Raw genomic sequence first — 21,813 nt, 5'->3', positions numbered from 1 at the left:
CGAGCCGGACGAATTTCCTCGGCCCGGCGGCGCCGGTTCAGCGGCCGCGCAGGCCCTGGTCGACGGCGGTGGTCAGCTCGCCGTCGGCGGTGTCGGCGTCCAGGGACCAGAACATGGCGCCGCCCAGGCCCCGTTCGCGGACGTACCGGGCCTTCGCGCGCAGCACCTGCGGGTCGTCGTACGTCCACAGTGTGGTGCCGTCGAACAGCCAGGCGTGGCCGCCGCGCCGGTCGCGGTGCACCTGGAAGGTGCCGGAGGCGGCCAGCTTCCTCAGCTCCTCGTAGTCCTCGTACCCGGCGGCCCACTTCGCCGGCGCCGGTCCCGTGGCCGGCTTCCCCATGCCGTCCCCGCCGCCGGTGACCCCGGTCCAGCCCTGCCCGTAGAACGGCATGCCGACCACCAGCTTCCGCGCGGGCGCCCCGCGCCGCAGCCAGGAGTCCACCGTGGCGTCGACGCTGAAGTCGCCCCGGGCGTACAGCGCGGACTGCTGGGCGGTGGTCTTCTCCCCGGACACGTGGAAGTCGTAGCCCTGGAGGGTGACGAAATCGAGGTCGCGCATGATCCGGCGGACGTCGAAGCCCGCGTCGATCTTGGCGGGGGCGGCCGGGGCGAAGGCCGTCAGCTCGTACGGGCGCCCGTGCTCGCGCCCGAACGCGTCGAGCTGGGTGCGGAACTCGTGGACCAGCTCGGCGAAGTTGCGCTTGTCCTCCGGCCGGAACTTCGTGTCGGTGTCACCCTCCGAGCCCGGCCACTCCCAGTCCAGGTCGATCCCGTCGAAGACCCCGGCGGCGGCTCCGGCCCCGCCCCGGGCGCCGTCCTGCGGGAGGTCGCCCTTGAGGTAGAGGTCGATGCAGGAACGGACGAGGGCCTTGCGGGAGGCGGGGGTGAGGGCCGCGTCCGAGAAGTGGGTGGACCAGCTCCAGCCGCCCAGCGAGATCAGCACCTTGAGCCCGGGGTGCTCGGCCTTGAGCTCCTTCAGCTGGTTGAAGTTCCCGGCCAGCGGCTGGTCAGCGGTGTCGGCGACCCCGTCCACGGAGTGCGCCGCGTCCAGCGGGCGCGCGTAGTCCGCCCAGGCGTCGGCCTCGCCGGCCACGTTGCCCGTGAAGCACTTGCCGTCGGCGCCGATGTTGCCGAAGGCGTAGTTGACGTGGGTGAGTTTGCCGGCGGTGCCGTTCGCCTCCAGGTCCTGGACCTGGAAGTCCCGCCCGTAGACGCCCCATTGGGTGAAGTAGCCGACCTTCCGGTACGAGCGGGCGTGCCCGCCCGCGGCGTCCCGGTCCCCGTTCCCGGCCGCCGCGGCGGGCGCGAAGGCGGTCAGCAGGGAGAGGGAGCAGGCGGCGACGGCCAGCCGGCCGAGGGTGCTGCGGCGCATGGGGTGCATGGGGCGCGTGGAACGCATGGGCTTCCTTTGCGGATGCGGGGAGTGGTGCTCCTGAGCCGTGCGGGGACGGGCGCGGCCCTGCACCGGCGGCGCCCGTCCCACCCGGGAACGTATTGGTCTGGACCACCCGGGTCAAGGGGGCGTTCACCACGGCCGCGGACCGGGCGGTGACCCGCTGGGGACCCGTCCGAAAAACCTCCTTCACGACGCTGGGCACCTCCACGCCCCCTCGCTACCCTCCGCGCATGATTCCCACGGTGGTCTGGGGCACCGGCAACGTCGGCCGCGCGGCGATCCGCGCCGTCGACGCCCACCCGGCGCTCGAACTCACGGCAGTCATCGTCCACGACCCCGCGAAGACCGGCCGCGACGCCGGCGAACTCGCCGGACTCGGCCACCGGCTGGGGGTGGCCGCCACCGACGACATCGAAGCGGTGCTCGCCGCCCGCCCGGCCGCCGTCGTCTACGCGGCGTCCGGCGACATCCGCCCCGACGGGGCCCTCGCCGACATCAGCCGCGCCATCACCGCCGGCGCGGCCGTCGTCAGCCCCGCCCTCTACCCCCTCTACGACCACCGCAGCGCCCCACCGGAGTTCCGGGACCCCGTCCTGGCCGCGATCGCCGAGGGCGGCGGCTCGCTCTTCGCCTCCGGCGTCGACCCCGGCTGGGGCAACGACGTGCTCCCGCTGCTGATCAGCGGCCTGGGCACCACCGTGGACGCCATCCGCTGCCAGGAGATCTTCGACTACTCCACGTACGACCAGCCGGACTCCGTACGCCACCTCGTCGGCATGGGCCACCCCATGGACCACGAGCCGATGATGCTGATGCCCTCGATCCCCACCATGGTGTGGGGCGGCCAGATCCGGATGATGGCCCGCGCCCTCGGCGTCGAGCTCGACGAGATACGCGAGACCTCGCAGCGCCGCGCCCTCGACAGCACGGTGAACACCCCCTCCATGGGCGTCTTCGAGGCCGGAACCCAGGGCGCCATCCGCTTCGAGGTCCAGGGCATCGTCGGCGGCGAACCCCGCATCGTCATCGAACACGTCACCCGCATCCACGCCTCCTGCGCCCCCGACTGGCCCGTCCCGCCGGAGGGCGGCGCCGGAGCCCACCGGGTGGTCATCGAGGGCCGCCCCCGCATCGAGGTGACCGTCGAGGCCACCGACGAGGGCGGCAACCGCTCGGCCGGCGGGAACGCCACCGCCGTCGGCCGCCTGGTGGGGGCCATCGACTGGCTGGTGGCCGCGGAACCCGGCCTCTACGACGCCCTGGACGTCCCGCTGCGGCCCGCAGTCGGCAAACTCGGAAGGAAGCAGCCATGAGGATCGACATCCCCGACGGACAGCACCCGATCGAGTACGTGTGGGGGGACATGGTCCCCGGCATCGGCATGGCCGCCGCCAACTTCTCCCTCTCCGTCTACGCCCACACGACGCTCGGCCTGCGCGAGTTCGAGGCGGCGCGGCTGCGCATCGCGCAGATCAACGGGTGCGTCTTCTGCCTCGACTGGCGCACCGACCGGGACGGGGAGAAGGTCGAGGAGGAGTTCGCGGACGCCGTCACCGCATGGCGCACCACCACGGCCTTCGACGACCGCACCCGGCTCGCCGCCGAGTACGCCGAGCGCTACGCCCTGGACCACCACAACCTCGACGACGACTTCTGGGCGAGGATGACCGCGCACTACAGCCAGCTGGAGATCGTGGAGCTCAGCATGAGCATCGGCTCCTGGCTGGCCTTCGGCCGGCTCAACCACGTACTGGGCCTCGACAGCGTCTGCGTGCTGCCGGGCGGCTGAACCGTGACGCCCCGGCGCCCGCGGCACGGCCCGGGGCCGCCCGGAGGATCCGGACGGCCCCGGGAACCGGTCCGCTCAGAGAGCTGCTCAGGGACCTGCTCAGGGGCCTGCTCAGGGACCTGCTCAGAGGTCCGTGGCGATGATCTTCTCGATGTTGCGCTCGGCGAGGGCCGTGATCGTCACGAACGGGTTGACGCTGGTGTTGCCGGGGATCAGCGCTCCGTCGATGACGTACAGGCCCGGGTGCCCGTGCAGCCGGCCGTAGTTGTCCGTGGCCTTGTTCAGCACCGCCCCGCCCAGCGGGTGGTACGTGAGATGGTCGCCCCAGACCTTGTTGGTCCCGAAGAGGTCGGTCCGGTAGATCGTCCCCTCCCTGGCGTTGATCTTGTCGAAGATGGTCTTCGCCATGTCGATCGAGGGCTGCTTCCACGCCGTCTGCCAGTTCAGCTCCACCTTCCCCGCCGCCGCGTTCCACGAGAACTGCGCCCGGTTCGGGTTCCTGGTGATGGAGAGGTAGAAGGACGCGTACGTCTCGATCCCCGTCGGCAGCGGGGCCACCTCGGCGAAGGCGCCGCCCGCGTCCCAGTTGTCGATGCCGCCGCAGGGGATGGAGGCCTGCACCTTCCCGGTCGGGTCCCACATGTGGTTGGCGCGGCCGCACATGACGTTGCCGTTGTCGCCCCAGCCCTTGCCCACCTCCTCGTTCAGGTTCGGCAGTGCGCCGGTCGCCTTCAGCCGGACCAGCAGCTTGCTCGTCCCCACGCTGCCGGCGGCGAAGAACACCCGGTCGGCGGTGACGGTCTTGGTGGCGACGACGTCCCCGGTGGTGGCGAGCTGCTCCATGACGACCGTGTAGCCGCCACCGTCCGAGGGGGAGACGGTGGTGACCCGGTGCAGGGGCGAGACGGTGACCTTCCCGGTCGCCCGGGCGGCGGCCAGGTAGGTCTGCTGGAGGGACTTCTTGCCCGCGTTGTTCCCGTAGAGGATCTCCCCGTCGACCGCGGACTTGGGGACGGTGCCCGCCACCTCCTTCTTCATGTAGTCCCAGTCGTAGACGTCGGGGACGAAGACGAAGGGGAACCCGGAGCGCTGGGCGTGCTTGCGGCCGACGCGGGCGAACTGGTAGCAGTCCACCGTCTCGAACCAGTCGGGGTCGATCAGACCCACCCCGAGCCCGGCGTTGGCCCGCGGGTAGTAGGTCCCGTACATCTCCTCGGCGTCCACCGAGGGCAGGATCGCGGCGAAGTTCTGCCGCTTGGGGGTCACGGCCATGCCGCCGTTGACGAGCGAGCCGCCGCCGACGCCCCGGCCCTGGTAGACGATGATGCCGCCCATCTCCTCGGCATCGAGGATGCCCGTGTAGCGGGGGACGTCCTTGTCGATGGGGAAGCCGAGGAAATTGCTGAGCGGCGCCTTGGTCCTGGTGCGCAGCCAGTACGAGCGGTAGTCGGGCCTGGTGGTGTTGGCGAAGATCTTGCCGTCGCTGCCGGGGGTGTCCCAGGCCATGCCCATCTCGACCATGTGCACGGGGACACCGGCCTGGGCGAGCCGCAGCGCGGCGACGGAGCCGCCGTAGCCGGTACCGATCACGAGGACCGGGACGCGGGCGCCGGATTCGATGGGCCCGGCGGCGGTGGTGGTGGCCGGTTCGGCATGGGCCGGGGTGACGTTGACCGCCAGCGCCATCGCTCCGAGAATAGAACCAGTTCCAGCGATGAATCCGCGGCGGGTGACACCTCTGGATACCTTGCTGTGCAGGTTTTTGTCACTCATGTGACGTTCCTCACTCTCGATGGAGTGGGAACAAGTTCTACTGGTGAAAGCCTGCTAAGTCACTACACGCGTCGCGGTGACTTCCGGCTGATTCCGTTCCATGGGGCGCTGCCGAGAGCGCTGCTGCGGGCGCTGCGGCCGCAGGGCTCAGGACAGGCTCCAGTGGCCCACGTCGTCGCCCAGTCCCCGGTCCAGCGCGAACTGCACGGCGGCGAGGCGGGCGCCCTCGGGAAGCCGGAAGGTGACGAACCCGGACGCCGAATCCCCGGGCACCAGGGTGACGGTGTCCGGCAGGCTCGGCCCGGCACCGGTCGCGGTGCCCGTCCCCGTGAACCGCTGCCCCTCGGTGTCGAGCAGGTGCGCGGCCGGCGCGGGGGAGTCCTCGTACGGCACCGTCCCGGTGTTCTCCAGCCGCAGCTCCACCGCCACCAGCCGGTCCGGTCCGGCGCTGCCCGCGGGGTCGACGACCCGGGTCAGGGTCACGTCGAGCCGCTCCCCGGCCCGGTCCCCGTCGAGCGAAACGGTCTCCCCGGACCCGTCGGGCCCGGCACCGACGAGCAGCAGCACGAGGAGGGGCCCCAGCAGGCGCCCCGGACGGTGGCGCACGACGCCTCCCAGGCTCGGCGGTCCACCCCCTCCCCGCCCACGATCCTCCGCCCGCCCCGCTCCCGCCACCGGCGACGCGGAAAATGGATTGGATCTTCCGGCCGCTTCATGGCAGGGTGTGACCCACCGAAGGGGTATAGCTCAGCTGGTCAGAGCGCTGGTCTCCAAAACCAGATGTCGTAGGTTCGAATCCTGCTACCCCTGCCAAGCCTGAACGGGCATTTCTTGTCGAAAGGACCCCGGGAGACCTCTCCCGGGGTCCTTTTTGTCGTCTGGTGGGGACAGGGTGGGGACAGGATCCTGGAACGGCTCGCCCACCCCGGTGAGAAGGCCCCCGAACCATCCGGGTGGCCCGCCACCCCTCCGCCGCCCCTTCCGGGGGTGAAGATCGCGTCTGGCAGACTTGGCCTGGTTGTCCCGGCGGTGCAGGACAGGAAACCGGTGTGATTCCGGTGCGGTCCCGCCACTGTGACCGGCCGCCGCGTGCGCGCGACGGCCGGGAGTCAGACACTGACGCACCGCCTCTTCACTTCGACCGGGGACGAGGATCCCCCGGAGAGGCCTCACCATGTCGCGTGTCCGCGCCGCCGTGCGCTCCTTCCTGCCCTTCGCCCTCGTCGTGCCGCTCGCCGCCTGCGGCGGGCCGCCCGGGGCCGAGCGGTCCGCCGCCGGGGCGCAGACCGCGCCCGGGTTCCCGTACACCGTCACCAACTGCGGTGTCAGCAGCACCTACCAGGCGCCGCCCGAGCGCGCCGTCACCATGAACCAGCACGCCACCGAGATCATGCTCGCCCTCGGGCTCCAGGACCGGATGGCCGGCACCGCCTACCTCGACGACTCCGTGCTGCCCGCCTACCGGCCCGCCTACGACAGGATCAAGGTGCTGGCGAAGGAGTACCCCTCGAAGGAGGTGCTCCTCGGCGCCAACCCCGATTTCGTCTACGGCGGTTACGCCAGTGCCTTCGACAAGGGGCAGGGGCGGGACCGCGAGGGGCTGGCCAAGGCCGGCATCGGCTCCCGGCTGAGCGTGGAGTACTGCACCGAGGGCCCGGTCGGGCTCGAACAGCTGAAGACCGAGATCACCGAGGTCGCCCGGACCTTCGGCGTGCCCGAACGCGGTGAGGCCCTCGTCCGGGAGGAACAGCGGCGCGTCGACGCCGTCAGCGCGCGGGTGAAGGACCGGGCCCGGCCGTCCGTCTTCGTCTACGACTCCGGCGAGGCCTCCGCCTTCACCTCGGGAGGCAACGGCATCGGCAACGAGATCGTCTCCCTCGCCGGGGGCGCGAACGTGTTCGCCGACCTCAAGGACACCTTCGGCGACGTGCCGTGGGAGAAGGTCATCGAACGCGGACCCGAGGTCGTCCTCATCTACGACTACGGCGGCACCACCGTGGAGGCCAAGAAGCAGCGCCTGTTGAACGACCCGGCGCTCGCGCAGGTTCCCGCGGTGAAGAACCGGCGGTTCGCCGTGCTGCCGCTCTCCTCCGCCGTGCTCGGCGTGCGCGTCGCCGACGCCGTCGAGTCCCTGGGCCGCCAGCTGCACCCCGACGCCCCGTGAGGCGCGGACTCGCGCTCGTGCTGCTCGCCGCCGCGCTCACCGCCTCGGCGGTGGCGGGGCTGGCCCTGGGACCCGTACGGATCCCACCCGGCCAGGTCGTCGACATCGTCCTCGGCGGCCCCGGCGCCCGCGGGGCCTTCGCCTCCATCGTGTGGGACGTGAGGATGCCGCGGGTACTGCTCGGGGCGGTCGTCGGGGCCGGACTGGCCGTGGCCGGCGTCGTCCTCCAGGCCCTCGTGCGCAACCCGCTCGCCGACCCCTTCCTGCTCGGCGCCTCCTCCGGGGCCTCGGCGGGGGCGGTGCTGGTCATCGTGTTCGGTGCGGGCGCCGCCGGAGTCGCGGGCGGGATCGGGCTGCCGGCCGCCGCCTTCGCCGGGTCCATGGCCGCGCTCGTCGCCGTCTACGCCATGGCCCGGCGCGGCGGCACCATGACCACCGGCCGGCTGATCCTGGCCGGGGTGGCCGTGCAGTACATCCTGTCCGCGCTGACCAGCCTGGTCCTGGTCCTCTCCGCGCACCCCGACCAGATCCGCACCGCGCTGTTCTGGACCCTGGGCGGCCTCGGCGGGGCGCGCTGGGACGAACTCTCCCTGCCGGCCGTCGCGCTGCTCTTCGGCACGGCCCTGCTCACCGCCCTGGCCCGGCCGCTGGACCTGCTGCTCGCCGGGGAGGAGGGCGCGCGCACCCTCGGCCTGGACACCGGCCGGTTCCGGGCCGCCGTGTTCGTGCTCTCCTCCCTCGTCGTCGGGGTGCTCGTCGCCTACAGCGGGGCCATCGGCTTCGTCGGCCTGATGGTCCCGCACGCCGCCCGGATGGCCGTCGGCGCCGGCCACCGGGCGCTGCTGCCCGTGGCCGCGCTCGCCGGGGCCGTCTTCCTGGTCCTGGCCGACCTGGTCGCCCGTACGGCGGCGGCTCCCGAGGAGGTCCCGGTCGGGGTGGTCACCGCGCTGGTGGGCGGGCCCTTCTTCCTGTGGATGCTGCGCAGGACCAGCCGCACCGAGGGGGTGGCGGGATGACGCGCGGACCGGCGGAACTCGCCGTCGAGGCCCTGCGTTACGAGGTGGACGGGCACACGCTGCTGCACGGGATCGACCTCACCGCCCGCCCCGGCGAGACGGTCGGCGTGGTCGGGCCGAACGGCAGCGGCAAGACCACCCTGCTGCGCTGCGTCTACGGCACCCTGCGGCCCACCGCCGGCCGGGTGCTCCTCGACGGCGCCGACGCCGGGGCGCTGGGCGCCAAGGAGCGCGCCCGGCGGGTGGCGGTGGTCCCGCAGGACGCCACCGGCACCTTCGGGCTGACCGTCCGCGAGGTCGTCGCCATGGGCCGCAGCCCGCACAAGCGCTTCTGGGAGCAGGACGGCCCGGAGGACCGGCGGCAGGTGGCCGGGGCGCTGGAGCGGGTCGGCGCGGCCGGCTACGCGGAGCGGCGCTTCGAGGAGCTTTCCGGCGGTGAGCGCCAGCGCGCCCTCGTCGCCCGCGCCCTCGTCCAGGAACCGGGCCTGCTGGCCCTGGACGAGCCGACGAACCACCTCGACATCCGCTACCAGCTGGAGGTGCTCGGCCTGGTCCGCGGCCTGCCCGCGACCGCCCTCCTCGTCCTGCACGACCTCAACCTCGCGGCCTCCTTCTGCGACCGGCTCTACGTCCTGTCGGCGGGCCGGGTCGTCGCCGCGGGACCGCCGGGCGAGGTACTGGACGAGGAACTGCTGGCGGACGTCTACGGGGTCCGCACCCGCGTCGGGACCCACCCGACCACGGGCGCCCCCAGCATCGTCTACCTCCCGCAGCCGCCCGGTTAGCAACCCGCGCGGGGCGGAAGGCCGCTCACAGGGACATCGTCCCGAGCTCGCGGGCGATGCGTACGAAGGACCGGACCATCGGGTTGCCGTTGTCCGACCGCCAGACCAGGCCCCAGCGCATCTTCGGGGCGTCGTGGAGGTGCAGGTAGGTGATGTCGGGGCGGACATGGAAGCGGGTGACCTGGGCTGCGAAGGAGTGGACGGCTTCACCCGAGGAGATGATCATGAACAGCGAGTCCAGGTCGGTGGCGGAGCAGGTGTTCCGCTCGATCGTCCGGCCACTGGGCGTGTAGAAGGGCATGAACGCGTCCTCCCAGTAGTCGGGCTGCAGCGACTCCCCGCCGACCACGCCGTGGTCGGCGAACACCTCCAGGGACACCGAGGGCCGGACCGCCAGCCGGTGGTCGGACGCCACGGCTGCGACCCGGGTCTCCTCGAACAGCACCGGGCCCACGGTGAGATCCGGTTCCTCGACAGGGAGCCACGCGAGCAGCAGGTCGGCTTCGCCCCTGCGCAGCGGCCCGAACGGATCGATGAAGCCGTTGTAGCGGAGTCGTATCCCGCACGTCGGATGCTGCGCGCGGAAGGCATCCCAGAAGGGCCGCAGTTCGTGTGCGTTGGAGACCAACAGGTTGATCCGCAGGACGTCCGTCTTGCCCTGGGCTGTGAGCCGCGCCCGGTCCATGCTCGCCTTCAGTCCCTGGAAGACGGGGAGCAGGTCGTCGCGCAGCTGCTCGCCGACCGGTGTGAGCCGTACCTGGCGGCTGGTCCGTTCGAAGAGCTCGGCCCCGATCGACCGTTCCTGCTTCTTGATCGCCTGGCTGACCCGCGGCGCCGACACGTGCAGCCGCTCCGCCGTCCTCCCGAAGTGCAGCTCCTCGGACAACGTCAGGAAGATCTCGATATCGCGCAGCTCCACGCGCCCCCCGTTTGCTCAGTGATTCCGGCGCCTGATCCGGCCCTTACAGCGACATTGTCCCGAGTTCGCGTGCGATGCCCGCGAAGGCCCGGACCAGCGGGCTGGCGTTGTCCGACCGCCATACCAGCCCCCACCGCAGGAGGGGCGTGTCGCGGACGGGGATGTAGGTGACGTCGGGCCGGACGTAGAAGCGGGTGACCTGATTGCCCAGGAGGTGGATGACCTCCCCGTCGGCGACGAGCGTGTACAGCTCGTCCAGTGTCGTGACCAGGGCCTTCCGTTCGATGGCGCGGCCGCTGGGCGCGGTGAACGGAACGAAGGCGTTCTCGAAGTAGTCGGGCTGCGGTCCGTCCGGACCGACGATCCCGTGGTCCGCGAGTGCTTCCAGGGTCAGTGAAGAGCGGTCGGCCAACCGGTGGTCGTTGGCCACCAGCGCGACCCTGGGCTCGTCGAAGAGCACCGGCCCCACGGTCAGATCGGGCTCTTCCACCGGGAGCCATGACAGCAGCAGGTCGATCTCGCCGCGCCGCAGCGGGGCGAACGGGTCCATGTAGCCGTTGTGGCTCAGGCGCAGCCCCCACTGCGGATGGCGTGTGCGGAAGGCGTCCCAGAAGGGACGCAGTTCGTGTCCGTTGGTGACCATCAGGCCGATCCGCAGGACGTCCGTCTTGCCCCGGGCCGTGAGCCGGGCCCGGTCCACGCTCGCCTTCAGGCTCCGGAACACCGGCCGCAGATCACCGAGCAGCTGCTCGCCGACCGGTGTGAGCCGTACCTGGCGGCTGGTCCGTTCGAAGAGTTCGGCCCCGATCGAGCGTTCCTGTTTCTTGATGGCCTGACTGACCCGCGCTGCGGATACGTGCAGCCGTTCGGCCGTCCGTCCGAAGTGCAGTTCCTCCGACAGCGTCAGGAAGATCTCGATGTCGCGCAGTTCCACGCGCCCCCACGCCCCGCATGTTCGTTAACCCCAGGCTTAACCAGCGTTGCATGATCAACCGTTGATCAGCATCTTGTCCACACAGGATGCTCGGTGCATGAACGTCGTCACTACCAAGGTGTCGTTGACCGTGGATGACATGGGCGCCTCCATCCGGTTCTTCACCACCCATCTGGGCTTCCGTGAAGTCGAGTCGGCGGAGGGGTACGTCTGCCTCCGCCGGGACGACACCTCCGCCGAGATCGCCCTGTCCGAGCGTGACCCCGAGCTGCCGCCGCAGGCCTGGCGCGGCCAGGGGCTGGCCGACCTGGCCGTGACCCTGACCGTCACGGACGTCGCCGCCGAGTACGAACGGCTGCGCCGCGAGGGAGCAGCCGTCGACGGCCGGATCCGCCAAGAGCCGTGGGGTGAGCAGCTGTTCCAGCTCACCGATCCCAACGGCGTCGTGGTCCGGCTCACCGAATGGGTGCCGCCGGCCGGCGCCGCGTGATGATCACCGGGCTCGCACTGTCCGGCGCGGCCTCGGCGCTCGGCACCATCGCCGACAGCCCCGGCCAGCTGATCCTGGCCCGGGGGTCCGTGTCCGGGCTCGGCGTGGTGGGCGGCCCGCTGCCCGGCGGCGTCCTGGGCGCCGCACTGCCGGCGCTCCTCCTCCTGCGGAGCCGCAAGGCCAAAGCGGCCGCGAAGGAGGCCGCGGCGCAGGAAGCCACGCTGGCCCAGGGCCGGTTCGTCCCGCTCGCCGGCCCCTGACGCCGCCCACCCGCCATCAGAGACAACGAGCTCAAGGAGAGCACCATGCACACGTTCGACACCCCCGGCACCATCGCCGCCGTCCTCGACGTCCCCGCCGGACGCATCCGGTTCATCGCCGCCGACCGGGCCGACACCACCGTCGAGGTCCTGCCCTCGGACGCCTCGAAGGGCCGCGACGTAGAGGCGGCGGAGCAGACCGCGGTCGAATACGGCGACGACGTCCTGCGCATCACGGCCCCCGCGGCGAAGAACCGGATCCTCGGCAACTCCGGATCCGTCGAGGTGACCGTCCAGCTGCCCGTCGGCTCCCGCATCGAGGCGAAGACCGCCGCCGCCGAGTTCCACGGCGTCGGACGGCTCGGCGACGTCGCCTTCGAGGGCGCGCAGGGCACGGTCGAGCTCGCCGAGACCGAGGGCGTCCGCCTCGTGCTCCAGGCCGGCGACGTCTCGGTCGGCCGCCTGGGCGGCTCCGCCCGCATCAGCACCCAGAAGGGCGACATCCGTATTACCGAGGCCGTGACCGGCACGGTCAGCCTGAGCACCGAGCACGGTGAGATCCACGTCGGCGCCACCCACGGGGTCTCCGCCTCCCTGGACGCCGAGACCGGCCGCGGCCGGATCCACAACTCGCTCGGCAACACCGACGGCGCCGACGCCCGCCTGAGGATCCACGCGACCACCGCCTACGGCGACATCACCGCCCGCAGCCTCTGACCCCGCCGTCCCCGGCACCGGAACCGACGAAGGAACAAGAACGAATATGAGCACCACGCAGGACTACCAGGCCGCGGAGCAGCTCCTCCGCCGGGTCGCCCGCCCCGGCGAGCTGGTCGTCGGCGACAAGACCAGGCCGCAGTGGATCGACGGCGGCACCCGCTTCTGGTACGCGGTGGCCAACGGCGCCGGCAAGCGGTTCGTGCTGGTCGACCCGGCGGCGGGGACCCGTGAGCCGGCCTTCGACCACGTCCGGCTCGCCTCCGCGCTCGCGGCCGCCTCCGGGCAGCAGGCCGACCCCGAGGCACTGCCCTTCATGGGCATCGCACTGCTCGGCAACGCCGTCGAGTTCGACGCGTTCGGCGAGTACTGGCGCTGCGACCTGTCCGAGTACACCTGCGAGCGGGCCGAGTTCACGCCGCCCGGCAACCCGCTGGAGGTGCCGTCGCCCGACGGGAAGACCGCGGTCTCCCGCCGGGGGCACGACCTGTGGGCGCGCTCGCTGTCCGACGGCCGCGAGTGGGCGCTGACCACTGACGGCGCGCCCGGCCACCAGTACGGCACCGGCCCGGAGTGCACGGCGAACGGCACCCTGCTGCGCAAGATCGGCCTGCCGTACCTGCCGCCCGCGGTGGCCTGGTCGCCCGACTCGACGAAGGTCCTGGCGCACCGCACCGACGAGCGCGAGGTCCGGCAGACCCACCTGCTGGAGGCCAGGCCCGCCGACGGCGGGGCCCCGGCGCTGCACACCCAGCGGTTCGCCCACCCCGGGGACGAGCACGTCCCGCAGGCCGAACTGGTCGTACTGGACGTCGCCACGGGCACGGTGGTCCGCGCGCAGGGCGATCCGCTGCTCATGACGGTGATGTCGCCGATCACGGCCCGGTGGGCGTGGTGGGCTCCGGACGGCTCGGCGGTCTACTACCTCGCCCGGCCCCGCGACCTGCGCACGCTCACCCTGTACCGGCTGGACCCGGCCACCGGCGAGGTCGCCGAGGTGCTCAGCGAGACCGGGGCCACCCGGGTGGAGCCCAACCAGTGGGCGTACGAGCCGCCCATCGTGCACGTGCTGGCCGAAGAGGTGCTCTGGTACTCGCAGCGGGACGGCTGGGGCCACCTGTACCGGTACGACCTGCGCACCGGCGAGTTGCTCGGGCAGGTCACGTCCGGCCCGTGGGGGGTGCGCCAGATCCTGCGCGTCGACGAGGCCGAGCGGGTCGTGTACTTCACCGCCTCCGGCCTGGTCGACGAAGACCCGTACCGGCGTACGGTGTGCCGGGCCGGCCTGGACGGCTCCGGCTTCGCCAAGGTCACGGACGACGCCCTGGACCACGTCGTCACCCTCCCGGCCGGTCAGGAGTACTTCCTCGACTCCGCGTCCACGGTCGACACCCCGCCGGTGTCGACGGTCCGCGACTGGTCCGGGCGGGTCCTGGCCGAGCTGGAGCGCGCCGACGTCAGCAAGCTCACCGCCACCGGCTGGACGCCGCCCGAGCGGTTCCGCGTCAAGGCGGCCGACGGGGTCACGGACATCTACGGAGTGCTCTACCGGCCCAGGGGCTTCGACCCCGCCCGGCGATACCCGGTGGTGGACAACGTCTACCCCGGCCCGCAGGTCGCCCGGGTGACCCCGTCCTTCGACCCGGGCGGGATGGGCCTCGACGCGGAACCCCTCGCGGCGCTCGGCTTCGTCGTGGTGGCGCTGGACGGGCGGGGCACCCCGGGACGGGGCAAGGCCTTCCACGACGCCTCCTACGGCCGCGTGGCCGATGCGGGCAGTCTGGCCGACCACGTCGCGGCGCTGCGGCAGCTGGCCGGGGACCGGCCGTGGATGGACCTGGACCGGGTGGGTGTGTTCGGCCACTCCGGAGGCGGTTTCGCCGCGGCCCGCGCGATGCTGGACTTCCCCGAGGTCTACAAGACCGGAGTCGCCCTCTCCGGCTCGCACGAAGCCCGCCACTTCAACGCCGGCTTCGTGGAGAGCTACGACGGCGCGGACAGCCCCGAGGCCTGGGCCCGCACCTCCAACGTGGAGATAGCCGACCGCCTGGCGGGCAAGCTCCTGCTGATCCACGGCGAAATGGACGACCAGGTCCACCCGGACCAGACCCTCCGCCTGGCCGACCGCCTCATCGCCGCGGGCAAGGACTTCGAGCTGTTCATCGTGCCCGGCGCCGAGCACACGTTCATCGACCACCTGGCCTACGTCCGCACGCGCTGCTGGGACTTCCTGGTGCGCGAGCTGCTGGGCGAGCAGCCCCCTGCCTACCGCCCCGCACCGATCGCGATCGGCCCCGAGCTGCTCGCGGACCTGTTCGGCTGAGCCGCTCCCGCCCGGCCGGGCGGGACGCCGGTGCACGCCCCCGTCACGGGGGGCGGGGGCGTGCACCGGCACCGGACCGGCCCGCAGGGGACGGTCACCCGCCGTACCGGCGGGGACCCGTACTAGCCGCCGTACGGGCGGGTGATGATCTCCATGGCGTGGCCGGCGGGGTCCATGAAGTACACCCCGCGGCCCCCGTCGTTGTGGTTGATCTCGCCCGGGTGCTTGCGGTGGGGGTCGGCGAAGTACTCGACCCCCGAGGCCCGGATCTTCTCGAAGGCGGAGTCGAACTCCTCCTCCGAGATCAGGAACGCGTAGTGCTGCGGCGTGATGGACTCGGCCGGGATGGTCGCGAAGTCCAGGGTGACGCCGTTGGCGGTGGACACCGGGACGAACGGGCCCCATTCGGGGCCGACTTCGAGACCGAGGATGTCCGCGAGGAAAGCTGCGGACACCTTGTTGTCGAGGGCGTGGACGATCGTGTGGTTCAGCTGGACCGACATGTGTGAATGCCTCCGAAAGGCAGTCACGGCACCTCCATGCCTCACCCGGTCGGTGACCGACACGCGATGCCGTCGGTTGATCCTAAACAGCCCGTCCCGCTGCGGTCCACCCCTTTCGCACTCCTGCGGGCGCCGCCCGGGCCCGGCCGGCACACACTGTTCACGCCCCGCGGGCGGCAGCCCGGCGTGACGGACAACCGGCATGCCTAGACTGCGACTTGGCCGGCCGCGCACCGGACGGACCCAGGTGTCCGGCATGGACCGCACCCACCGCACGAGCACGGAGGAAGAACCCGCATGCGCTACGTCCCCCTGGGCACCTCAGGACTGAAGGTCTCCGCCGTCGGCCTCGGCTGCAACAACTTCGGCGGCCGCCTCGACGCCCCGGCCACCCGCGCCGTCGTCGACGCCGCCCTCGACTCCGGGATCACCCTCCTCGACACGGCCGACATCTACGGCGGCCGGGGCGGCTCCGAGACCCACCTCGGCCAGGCCCTCAAGGGCCGCCGCGACCAGGTGGTCCTCGCCACCAAGTTCGGCTACGACGGCGTCGACATGGGATACGGCCCCGCCGCAGGATCCCGCGGCGGCCGCGCCTACATCCGGCGGGCCGTCGAGGAGTCCCTGCGCCGTCTGGACACCGACCACATCGACCTCTACCAGCTGCACAGCCCCGACCCCGCCACGCCCATCGCCGAAACCCTCGCCGCGCTCACCGAACTCGTCGCCGAGGGCAAGATCCGCTACATCGGGCACTCCAACCTCAGCGGCTGGCAGCTCGCCGAAGCCGCCCACACGGCCCGCGAGACCGGTGCCGCGCCGTTCGTCTCCGCGCAGAACGAGTGGTCGCTGCTCCAGCGCTCCGCCGAGCGGGAACTGGTCCCCGCAGCCCGCCACTACGGCCTCGGCGTCCTCCCGTACTTCCCGCTGGCCAACGGCCTCCTCACCGGCAAGATCCGCCGGGGCGCCCCCGTCCCGGCCGGCTCCCGCCTCGAAGGCCGCGACACCTACCTCACCGAGGAGCGCCTCGACACCGTGGAGGCCCTGGCCGCGATCGCGGACAAGCACGACCGCAGCGTCCTGGAACTGGCCATCGGCTGGCTCTCCGCGCAGCCGGGCTGCTCCTCCGTCATCGCCGGCGCCACCTCGCCCGAACAGGTACGTGCCAACGCGGCCGTGGCCGGCCGCCCCCTGGAGGCGGAGCTGCTGGCCGAGATCGACGAGGTCGCGCGGGCCCACGCGTAGTCGCGCGGGCCCACGCGCAGTCGTACGGGCGTAGGGGCGTACGGCCGGACCCGGGGGTCCCTCCCGTCAGGACGTGACGTCCTTGCGGGAGAACCCCCGGAACGCGAGCGCGAACAGCACCACGGCGTACGACACCGACACCACCACGCCCTTGACCATCCCGCCCCACTCCAGCTGCGGCTGCAGGGCGTCCGCCCAGGCGAACTGCCAGTGGGCGGGCAGGAACTCGCGCCACGCCCCGAGGGCCGTCACCGCGTCCAGCACGTTCCCCACGATCGTGAGGCCCACCGCCCCGCCCACCGCGCCGAGCGGCGCGTCCGTCCGCGTCGACAGCCAGAACGCCAGCCCGGCCGTCACCAGCTGCGACACGAACACGAACGCGACGGCCAGCACCAGCCGCGGCACGGAATCCCCGGCGGGCAGCGCCCCGCCCGTCGGGAGCCGCAGCGGCCCCCAGCCGTACGCGGCCGTGCCCGCCGCCAGCGCCACCGCCGGCAGCAGCACGATCGCCGCCAGGCTGAACCCCAGCGCCACCACCAGCTTGCTCCACAGCAGCCGGGCCCTCGGCACCGGCGAGGCCAGCAGGTACCGCAGCGAGGACCAGCTCGCCTCCGAGGCCACCGTGTCCCCGCAGAACAGTGCCACCGGCACCACCAGCAGGAACCCGGCCGACACGAACAAGCAGGTCACGGCGAAGTTCGCGCCCGAGGCCGTCGCCGTGTCGATCAGGCTGATCCGGCCGTTGCCGCCGCCGGGCCCGTCGTCCGGGCCGCCGCCCACCGCGAACGCGATGATCATCACGAACGGCAGCGCGGCCAGCACCCCGCCCATCACCAGCGTCCGCCGCCTGCGCCACTGCCGCAGCGCCTCCACGCGCAGCGGAAGCGTCCGCCCCGCCCGGTAGCCGGGCGCGGTCTCCCGCACCCGGGTCCCCTCCACGGCGCTCATGCCGTACCTCCGATCAGGGTGAGGAAGGCGTCCTCAAGCCGCCGGTGCGGCCCCACCGCCGCCACCGGCAGCTCCAGCCGTACGAGTTCGCCGATCAGGGTCGCGGGCGACGCGCCGTCGAGCCGGACGAGCAGGCCCTCGTCGCAGCGCGCCGCGGAGGCCACCCCTTCCAGGGCGGCGACCTTCCCCACGGCCACCTCCTCCACCGGCTCCGCCAGTGTCACCAGCAGGGTGTCCCCGCCGCCGGTGATCTCGGCGACCTCGCCGGCCCGCACGAGCCGGCCGCGGTCCATGACCACCAGGTGCGTGCAGGACTGCTCCACCTCCGACAGCAGGTGGCTGGAGACGATGACCGTCCGCCCGCCGGCGGCGTAGCGGATCATCACGTCCCGCATCTCCCGGATCTGCGGCGGGTCCAGACCGTTCGTCGGCTCGTCGAGGATCAGCAGGTCCGGCATCCCCAGCATCGCCTGCGCGATCGCGAGCCGCTGGCGCATGCCCTGCGAGTACGTGCGCACCGCCCGGTCCAGGGCGTCGCCCAGCCCGGCGATCTCCAGGGCCTCCGCCATGTGCGCGTCCTCGGCGGGACGGCCCGTGGCCTGCCAGTACAGCTCCAGGTTGGTCCGGCCCGTCAGGTGCGGCAGGAACCCGGCGCCCTCCACGAACGCCCCGACCCGCGACAGCACCGGCGAGCCGGGCCGGATCGGGTGGCCGAACACCCGGATCTCCCCGGCGTCCGGCGCGATCAGGCCCATCAGCATCCGCAGGGTGGTGGTCTTCCCCGCGCCGTTGGGCCCGAGCAGGCCCAGCACCTGGCCCTTCTCCACCCGGAAGGACAGGTCCCGCACGGCGTAGCGGTCCTGCGCCTTCGCGTACCGCTTCGTCAGCCCGGTGATGTCCAGCGGTACGTCGGCCAGTGCGGGTTCGGGCTGCGCTTCCCGCGCCCGCGTCCCCGCCCGGCCCCCGCCGGTCCGCCGGATCCCGAGGAGCCCTGCGGCCAGCGCCAGCGCGCCCAGCGGCATCACCCAGGTCCAGGCGGGCAGCCCGGCGGCGGCCGTCCGCACCCCGTCCGCGACGGGCACCCGCAGCGGGCCCTCCGCCGAGACGGTGTAGACGGCCGGAGCGGCCGGGGAGGCGTAGCCGAGGTCGGTGGCGGCGACCACCAGCCGCAGCCGGTGTCCGGCCTGGACGGCGTGGTCGATCGCCGGGAGCCGCAGCTCCACGCTGCGGCCCTGCCCGGCGTCCTCCACCCGTACGGGCGCGACCAGCTGGGAAGGCAGCACCTGCTGCCGCCCGTCCGGCCCCACGTCGTACACCTTGCCGAACAGCACGGCGGAGCCGTCGGCAGCCGTCGACCTCACCTTCAGGGTGATGGTCGGTGTCCCGGTGACCCGTACCGCCTCGGTCAGCGGCTCCGACTCGAAGCGGGCGTTCTGCCCCGGGAAGTCCAGCGAGAGCCCGGTCCCGAGGGCGGCGAGCTGTCCGCCGACGCCGGGCAGCGCGGACAGCGCGGGCGGCGCCCCGCCCGCCGGGTTGGCGAAGGTCTGCTCGCGGCCGGAGAGGGCGAAGCCGCGCGGAGCGGAGGCCAGTCCCGGGTAGCGCTCCCCGCTCGCGCCGCGCAGGGTGAGCCGGCCGTCGGTGGAGTCGAACCCGCCGGAGCGCGACACCCGGAACGCCGGTCCGGTGTCCGCCGAGCCGTCGTCCTTCAGGTAGCGGTCGAACCAGGCGGCCACCCGGGCCTCGACGCGGGCGGCCTCGCGCATACCGCCGTCGTGCCCGCCGGCCGCCCAGTCCACGGCGACCGGAGCCCCGTTCGCGGCGATGGCCTTCGCCATGGCGTCCGCCTGGTCCAGCGGGAACAGGGAGTCCTCCTGCCCCTGCACGATCAGCGCCGGCACCTTGATCCGGTCGGCCACGGCCGAGGGGCTGCGCCGCTCCAGCAGCTCGCGCGCCTCGGCGTCGGGCTTCCCGGCCACCGCGACGCGCTCGTACATGGCGCACAGCTGCGGCTCGAACCGGCCGCAGCCGGGCGCCCCCGCCGGTCCCGGCTCACCGGCGCCCGCGGGAGGCTGCGCCGGCTGGAGGCCGCCCGCTGCTCCGGTGGTGAAGAAGATCCCGGCCCAGAGCTTCTTGAACACGCCCTGGGGGAAGAGGGAGTCGGCGAGGTTCCAGTACGTGATCTGCGGGGCGATCGCGTCCACCCGCCGGTCGTACCCGGCGGCCAGCAGGGCCACGGCCCCGCCGTACGAGGCCCCGGCCACGCCCACGCGGGGATCGCCGTCCGCGTCGAGCCGGACCTCGGGCCGCCGGGCCAGCGCGTCGACGAGCGCGGAGACGTCCTTGACCTCGTGCTCGGGGTCGTTCAGCCCGATCTTCCCGCCGGAGCGGCCGAACCCGCGCGCCGACCAGGTCAGGACGGCGTAGCCGTCGCGGGCGAGGCGCTCGGCCTGGGCGCGGACATCGTCCTTGCTCCCGCCGAAGCCGTGGCCGAGGAGCACGGCGGGACGTTTCGCCGAGGGGTCCCCGGCCGTGAAGAAGGAGGTGTCGATCCCGGCACCGGGCGCGCCCGGGCCCGCGGCGTCCAGCCCGGGCACCTGCACGAACCGGTCCTCGCGGCGCACGGCCGGTTCCTCCCCGGACGCCGCGGCCGTCCAGGAGCCGGCGCCCGCCAGGAAGGCGAGGGCGGCGGCACCGGCGAGCAGGCGGTCCCGGGGCCGCCGGGGCAGTCGTAGCTTCATACGGGCACCATAGAGCCCGTGATCGTCTTCCCCGAGCTCCCTCAGGGGGACCTCCGCCCCTTCTCCAGGCGTACCCGCACGGACGGGCGTACCGCAGCCGCAGTAGACCGAGCCCCGTGACCCGGCGCCCCCGGCCGGCGGCGCCCCCCCCGTCGGCGGCGCCCCCCTGCAGGCGGCGCTCCCGGCCTGCGCCGGGGCGCGGTCGGCGGGAGGATGGACGGCATGCTGCTGGCCGAGGTCGCGCGCGTGTCCCGGGAGGTCGCCGCGACCTCCGCCCGGTCCCGGAAGACCGCCCTGCTCGCGGAGCTCTTCGCGGCCGCCCCCGCCGAGGAGGCCGGTCTGGTCATCGCCTACCTCTCCGGGCGGCTCCCGCAGGGCCGGCCCGGAGTCGGCTGGCGCACCCTGGCCCAGGACGCCCCGCCCGCCGCGGAGCCGACGCTGACCGTGACGGCCGTCGACGCCGCCGTGGCCGAGCTGGCCGCCGTGGCGGGGCCGGGGGCGCAGGCCGAACGCCGCCGGATCGTCGCCGGCCTGCTCGGCGCCGCCACCGGGGACGAACAGCGCTTCCTGCGCAGCCTGCTGTCCGGGGAGGTGCGCCAGGGGGCGCTGGACGCCGTCGCCCTGGAAGGGGTGGCCAAGGCCGCCGGGGTGCCGGCCGCCGAGCTGCGCCGGGCCGTGATGCTGGACGGCTCGCTGCCCCGGACGGCGGCGGCCGTGCTGGCCGGGGGCGCCGAGGCGCTGCGCCGGGTGAGCCTGCGCATCGGGCAGCCCGTACAGCCCATGCTGGCCGGGACGGCCCGCTCCCTGGCCGACGCCCTGGCGGCGCTCGCCCCCTGCGCGGTGGAGGAGAAGCTCGACGGGATCCGGGTGCAGGTGCACCGGGACGGGGACGAGGTCCGGATCCACACCCGCTCCCTCGACGACATCACCGGCCGGCTGCCGGAGGTGGCCGAACTGGCCCGGAGCCTGTCCGGCGAGCGGTTCGTACTCGACGGGGAGGTCATCGGGCAGGGGGCCGACGGGCGCCCGGTGCCCTTCCAGGAGATCGCGGGCCGGGTCGGCTCCCGGATCGACGTGGCGGCGGCGCGCGAGGCCCTCCCGGTGACCGCGTACTTCTTCGACGTGCTGGCCCTCGGCGACGAGGTCCTGCTCGACCTGCCGGTCCGCGAGCGGTACGCGGCCCTGGCGGCCCTGGTCCCGGCGTCGGCCCGGGTGCGGCGGCTGGTGGTGGAGGACGCCGGGGCGGGGGCGGCCGCGGCCGTGGAGTTCTGGACGGAGACCCTGCGCCGGGGCCACGAGGGGGTCATGGTGAAGGCCCTGGACTCCCCGTACGCGGCGGGCCGGCGCGGCAAGCAGTGGCTCAAGGTGAAACCGGTGCACACCCTCGACCTGGTCGTGCTCGCCGCCGAATGGGGCCACGGCCGCCGCACCGGACTGCTGTCCAACCTGCACCTGGGTGCGCGGTCCGGCGACGGCGGCTACGCCATGCTCGGCAAGACCTTCAAGGGGCTGACGGACGAGATGCTGCGCTGGCAGACCGGGCGGCTGCGCGAGCTGGCGGTGGAGGACGACGGCTTCACGGTCCGGGTGCGGCCCGAGCTGGTGGTGGAGATCGCCTACGACGGTCTCCAGCGCTCCCCGCGCTACCCGGCCGGGGTGGCCCTGCGCTTCGCCCGGGTCCTGCGGCACCGCCCGGACAAGACGGCGGAGGAGGCCGACACGGTGGAGGCCGTGCTGGAACAGGGCCGCCGGGAGGGCTGAGGGAGGGAGGCCGGGGCGGGGTTTTTGCCTCTGAGGCAAGGAAGATTGCCAG

At 73.1% G+C, this 21,813-nt stretch carries 19 protein-coding genes, 1 tRNA gene and 1 riboswitch; of the genes, 12 read left to right on the top strand and 8 right to left on the bottom strand.

The window, feature by feature from the left end:
- Positions 1–37: 37 nt before the first annotated feature.
- Positions 38–1,372, bottom strand: a complete 1,335-nt coding sequence (locus tag ACZ518_RS07745; RefSeq protein WP_469112345.1) for a glycoside hydrolase family 18 protein — start codon at positions 1,370–1,372, stop codon at positions 38–40.
- 254 nt (positions 1,373–1,626) lie between these two features.
- Between ACZ518_RS07745 and ACZ518_RS07740 the strand changes: the two genes are divergently transcribed.
- Both ACZ518_RS07740 and ACZ518_RS07735 read left to right on the top strand, forming a co-directional pair.
- Positions 1,627–2,709, top strand: coding sequence for an NAD(P)H-dependent amine dehydrogenase family protein (locus tag ACZ518_RS07740; protein ID WP_469112105.1), 1,083 nt, complete (start codon positions 1,627–1,629; stop codon positions 2,707–2,709).
- On the top strand, positions 2,706–3,185 hold the full coding sequence (locus ACZ518_RS07735; RefSeq protein ID WP_469112104.1) for a carboxymuconolactone decarboxylase family protein: 480 nt from the start codon (positions 2,706–2,708) through the stop codon (positions 3,183–3,185). Before ACZ518_RS07740 ends, ACZ518_RS07735 begins: the two co-directional genes overlap by 4 nt.
- 123 nt (positions 3,186–3,308) lie before the next feature.
- Here the strand turns inward: ACZ518_RS07735 and ACZ518_RS07730 are convergent, their stop codons facing one another.
- Positions 3,309–4,958, bottom strand: a complete 1,650-nt coding sequence (locus ACZ518_RS07730; RefSeq protein WP_469112103.1) for a GMC oxidoreductase — start codon at positions 4,956–4,958, stop codon at positions 3,309–3,311.
- Positions 4,959–5,105: 147 nt separating this feature from the next.
- The gene (locus ACZ518_RS07725; protein ID WP_469112102.1) at positions 5,106–5,564 is read right to left on the bottom strand and encodes a DUF4352 domain-containing protein; all 459 of its coding nucleotides are present in this window, start codon (positions 5,562–5,564) and stop codon (positions 5,106–5,108) included.
- A gap of 130 nt (positions 5,565–5,694) precedes the next feature.
- Between ACZ518_RS07725 and ACZ518_RS07720 the strand changes: the two genes are divergently transcribed.
- The 4 genes from ACZ518_RS07720 to ACZ518_RS07705 all read left to right on the top strand — a co-directional run bounded on the left by ACZ518_RS07720 (position 5,695) and on the right by ACZ518_RS07705 (position 8,923).
- Positions 5,695–5,771, top strand: a tRNA-Trp gene (locus ACZ518_RS07720).
- A gap of 188 nt (positions 5,772–5,959) precedes the next feature.
- Positions 5,960–6,097, top strand: a riboswitch (cobalamin riboswitch).
- Between the two features lie 35 nt (positions 6,098–6,132).
- The gene (locus ACZ518_RS07715) at positions 6,133–7,122 is read left to right on the top strand and encodes an ABC transporter substrate-binding protein (protein WP_469112101.1); all 990 of its coding nucleotides are present in this window, start codon (positions 6,133–6,135) and stop codon (positions 7,120–7,122) included.
- A complete protein-coding gene (locus ACZ518_RS07710; protein ID WP_469112100.1) occupies positions 7,119–8,138 on the top strand; it encodes a FecCD family ABC transporter permease in 1,020 nt (339 codons plus the stop codon). The genes ACZ518_RS07715 and ACZ518_RS07710 overlap by 4 nt, the downstream gene beginning before the upstream one ends.
- Positions 8,135–8,923 (top strand): ABC transporter ATP-binding protein, encoded by a 789-nt coding sequence (locus ACZ518_RS07705; protein WP_469112099.1) that lies wholly within the window; start codon positions 8,135–8,137, stop codon positions 8,921–8,923. Before ACZ518_RS07710 ends, ACZ518_RS07705 begins: the two co-directional genes overlap by 4 nt.
- Positions 8,924–8,948: 25 nt before the next feature.
- On the opposite strand, the gene ACZ518_RS07700 is transcribed toward ACZ518_RS07705, so the two are convergent.
- Positions 8,949–9,842 (bottom strand): LysR family transcriptional regulator, encoded by an 894-nt coding sequence (locus ACZ518_RS07700; protein WP_469112098.1) that lies wholly within the window; start codon positions 9,840–9,842, stop codon positions 8,949–8,951.
- A gap of 43 nt (positions 9,843–9,885) precedes the next feature.
- On the bottom strand, positions 9,886–10,776 hold the full coding sequence (locus ACZ518_RS07695) for a LysR family transcriptional regulator (protein ID WP_469112097.1): 891 nt from the start codon (positions 10,774–10,776) through the stop codon (positions 9,886–9,888).
- A 97-nt stretch (positions 10,777–10,873) separates the two neighbouring features.
- Here ACZ518_RS07695 and ACZ518_RS07690 point away from each other — a divergent pair, with 97 nt between their 5' ends.
- From ACZ518_RS07690 to ACZ518_RS07675, 4 genes are read left to right on the top strand one after another with little or no spacing between them, the layout of a single operon-like run.
- On the top strand, positions 10,874–11,266 hold the full coding sequence (locus tag ACZ518_RS07690) for a VOC family protein (protein ID WP_469112096.1): 393 nt from the start codon (positions 10,874–10,876) through the stop codon (positions 11,264–11,266).
- Positions 11,266–11,526, top strand: a complete 261-nt coding sequence (locus ACZ518_RS07685) for a hypothetical protein (protein ID WP_469112095.1) — start codon at positions 11,266–11,268, stop codon at positions 11,524–11,526. The genes ACZ518_RS07690 and ACZ518_RS07685 overlap by 1 nt, the downstream gene beginning before the upstream one ends.
- 45 nt (positions 11,527–11,571) lie before the next feature.
- A complete protein-coding gene (locus ACZ518_RS07680; protein WP_469112094.1) occupies positions 11,572–12,243 on the top strand; it encodes a DUF4097 family beta strand repeat-containing protein in 672 nt (223 codons plus the stop codon).
- A 46-nt stretch (positions 12,244–12,289) separates the two neighbouring features.
- Positions 12,290–14,566 carry a S9 family peptidase gene (locus ACZ518_RS07675; protein ID WP_469112093.1) on the top strand — a complete coding sequence of 759 codons (2,277 nt, stop codon included), beginning with the start codon at positions 12,290–12,292 and terminating at the stop codon, positions 14,564–14,566.
- A 122-nt stretch (positions 14,567–14,688) separates the two neighbouring features.
- Here ACZ518_RS07675 and ACZ518_RS07670 read toward each other — a convergent pair whose 3' ends face one another.
- On the bottom strand, positions 14,689–15,069 hold the full coding sequence (locus tag ACZ518_RS07670) for a VOC family protein (RefSeq protein ID WP_469112092.1): 381 nt from the start codon (positions 15,067–15,069) through the stop codon (positions 14,689–14,691).
- Positions 15,070–15,366: 297 nt separating this feature from the next.
- Here ACZ518_RS07670 and ACZ518_RS07665 point away from each other — a divergent pair, with 297 nt between their 5' ends.
- Positions 15,367–16,314 (top strand): aldo/keto reductase, encoded by a 948-nt coding sequence (locus ACZ518_RS07665; protein WP_469112091.1) that lies wholly within the window; start codon positions 15,367–15,369, stop codon positions 16,312–16,314.
- A gap of 66 nt (positions 16,315–16,380) precedes the next feature.
- On the opposite strand, the gene ACZ518_RS07660 is transcribed toward ACZ518_RS07665, so the two are convergent.
- Together ACZ518_RS07660 and ACZ518_RS07655 are read right to left on the bottom strand one after the other, a co-directional pair.
- Positions 16,381–17,262: an ABC transporter permease gene (locus tag ACZ518_RS07660; RefSeq protein WP_469112090.1), complete on the bottom strand. Its 882-nt coding sequence runs from the start codon at positions 17,260–17,262 to the stop codon at positions 16,381–16,383.
- A complete protein-coding gene (locus tag ACZ518_RS07655; RefSeq protein WP_469112089.1) occupies positions 17,259–20,000 on the bottom strand; it encodes an alpha/beta fold hydrolase in 2,742 nt (913 codons plus the stop codon). The genes ACZ518_RS07660 and ACZ518_RS07655 overlap by 4 nt, the downstream gene beginning before the upstream one ends.
- 222 nt (positions 20,001–20,222) lie before the next feature.
- Here ACZ518_RS07655 and ACZ518_RS07650 point away from each other — a divergent pair, with 222 nt between their 5' ends.
- Positions 20,223–21,761 carry an ATP-dependent DNA ligase gene (locus ACZ518_RS07650; RefSeq protein ID WP_469112088.1) on the top strand — a complete coding sequence of 513 codons (1,539 nt, stop codon included), beginning with the start codon at positions 20,223–20,225 and terminating at the stop codon, positions 21,759–21,761.
- The last annotated feature ends 52 nt before the right edge of the window (positions 21,762–21,813 follow it).

This window comes from Streptomyces sp. NPDC033966 (assembly GCF_055575955.1).
Note: the sequence above shows the minus strand (reverse complement) of the source record. Positions and strands in the feature narration are given on the sequence as shown.

Coding starts and splice junctions, on each gene's coding strand:
- ACZ518_RS07745 (WP_469112345.1), bottom strand. CDS start 1,372: ATGCGCCGCAGCACCCTCGGCCGGCTGGCCGTCGCCGCCTGCTCCCTC.
- ACZ518_RS07740 (WP_469112105.1), top strand. CDS start 1,627: ATGATTCCCACGGTGGTCTGGGGCACCGGCAACGTCGGCCGCGCGGCG.
- ACZ518_RS07735 (WP_469112104.1), top strand. CDS start 2,706: ATGAGGATCGACATCCCCGACGGACAGCACCCGATCGAGTACGTGTGG.
- ACZ518_RS07730 (WP_469112103.1), bottom strand. CDS start 4,958: ATGAGTGACAAAAACCTGCACAGCAAGGTATCCAGAGGTGTCACCCGC.
- ACZ518_RS07715 (WP_469112101.1), top strand. CDS start 6,133: ATGTCGCGTGTCCGCGCCGCCGTGCGCTCCTTCCTGCCCTTCGCCCTC.
- ACZ518_RS07705 (WP_469112099.1), top strand. CDS start 8,135: ATGACGCGCGGACCGGCGGAACTCGCCGTCGAGGCCCTGCGTTACGAG.
- ACZ518_RS07690 (WP_469112096.1), top strand. CDS start 10,874: ATGAACGTCGTCACTACCAAGGTGTCGTTGACCGTGGATGACATGGGC.
- ACZ518_RS07685 (WP_469112095.1), top strand. CDS start 11,266: ATGATCACCGGGCTCGCACTGTCCGGCGCGGCCTCGGCGCTCGGCACC.
- ACZ518_RS07680 (WP_469112094.1), top strand. CDS start 11,572: ATGCACACGTTCGACACCCCCGGCACCATCGCCGCCGTCCTCGACGTC.
- ACZ518_RS07675 (WP_469112093.1), top strand. CDS start 12,290: ATGAGCACCACGCAGGACTACCAGGCCGCGGAGCAGCTCCTCCGCCGG.
- ACZ518_RS07670 (WP_469112092.1), bottom strand. CDS start 15,069: ATGTCGGTCCAGCTGAACCACACGATCGTCCACGCCCTCGACAACAAG.
- ACZ518_RS07665 (WP_469112091.1), top strand. CDS start 15,367: ATGCGCTACGTCCCCCTGGGCACCTCAGGACTGAAGGTCTCCGCCGTC.
- ACZ518_RS07660 (WP_469112090.1), bottom strand. CDS start 17,262: ATGAGCGCCGTGGAGGGGACCCGGGTGCGGGAGACCGCGCCCGGCTAC.
- ACZ518_RS07655 (WP_469112089.1), bottom strand. CDS start 20,000: ATGAAGCTACGACTGCCCCGGCGGCCCCGGGACCGCCTGCTCGCCGGT.
- ACZ518_RS07650 (WP_469112088.1), top strand. CDS start 20,223: ATGCTGCTGGCCGAGGTCGCGCGCGTGTCCCGGGAGGTCGCCGCGACC.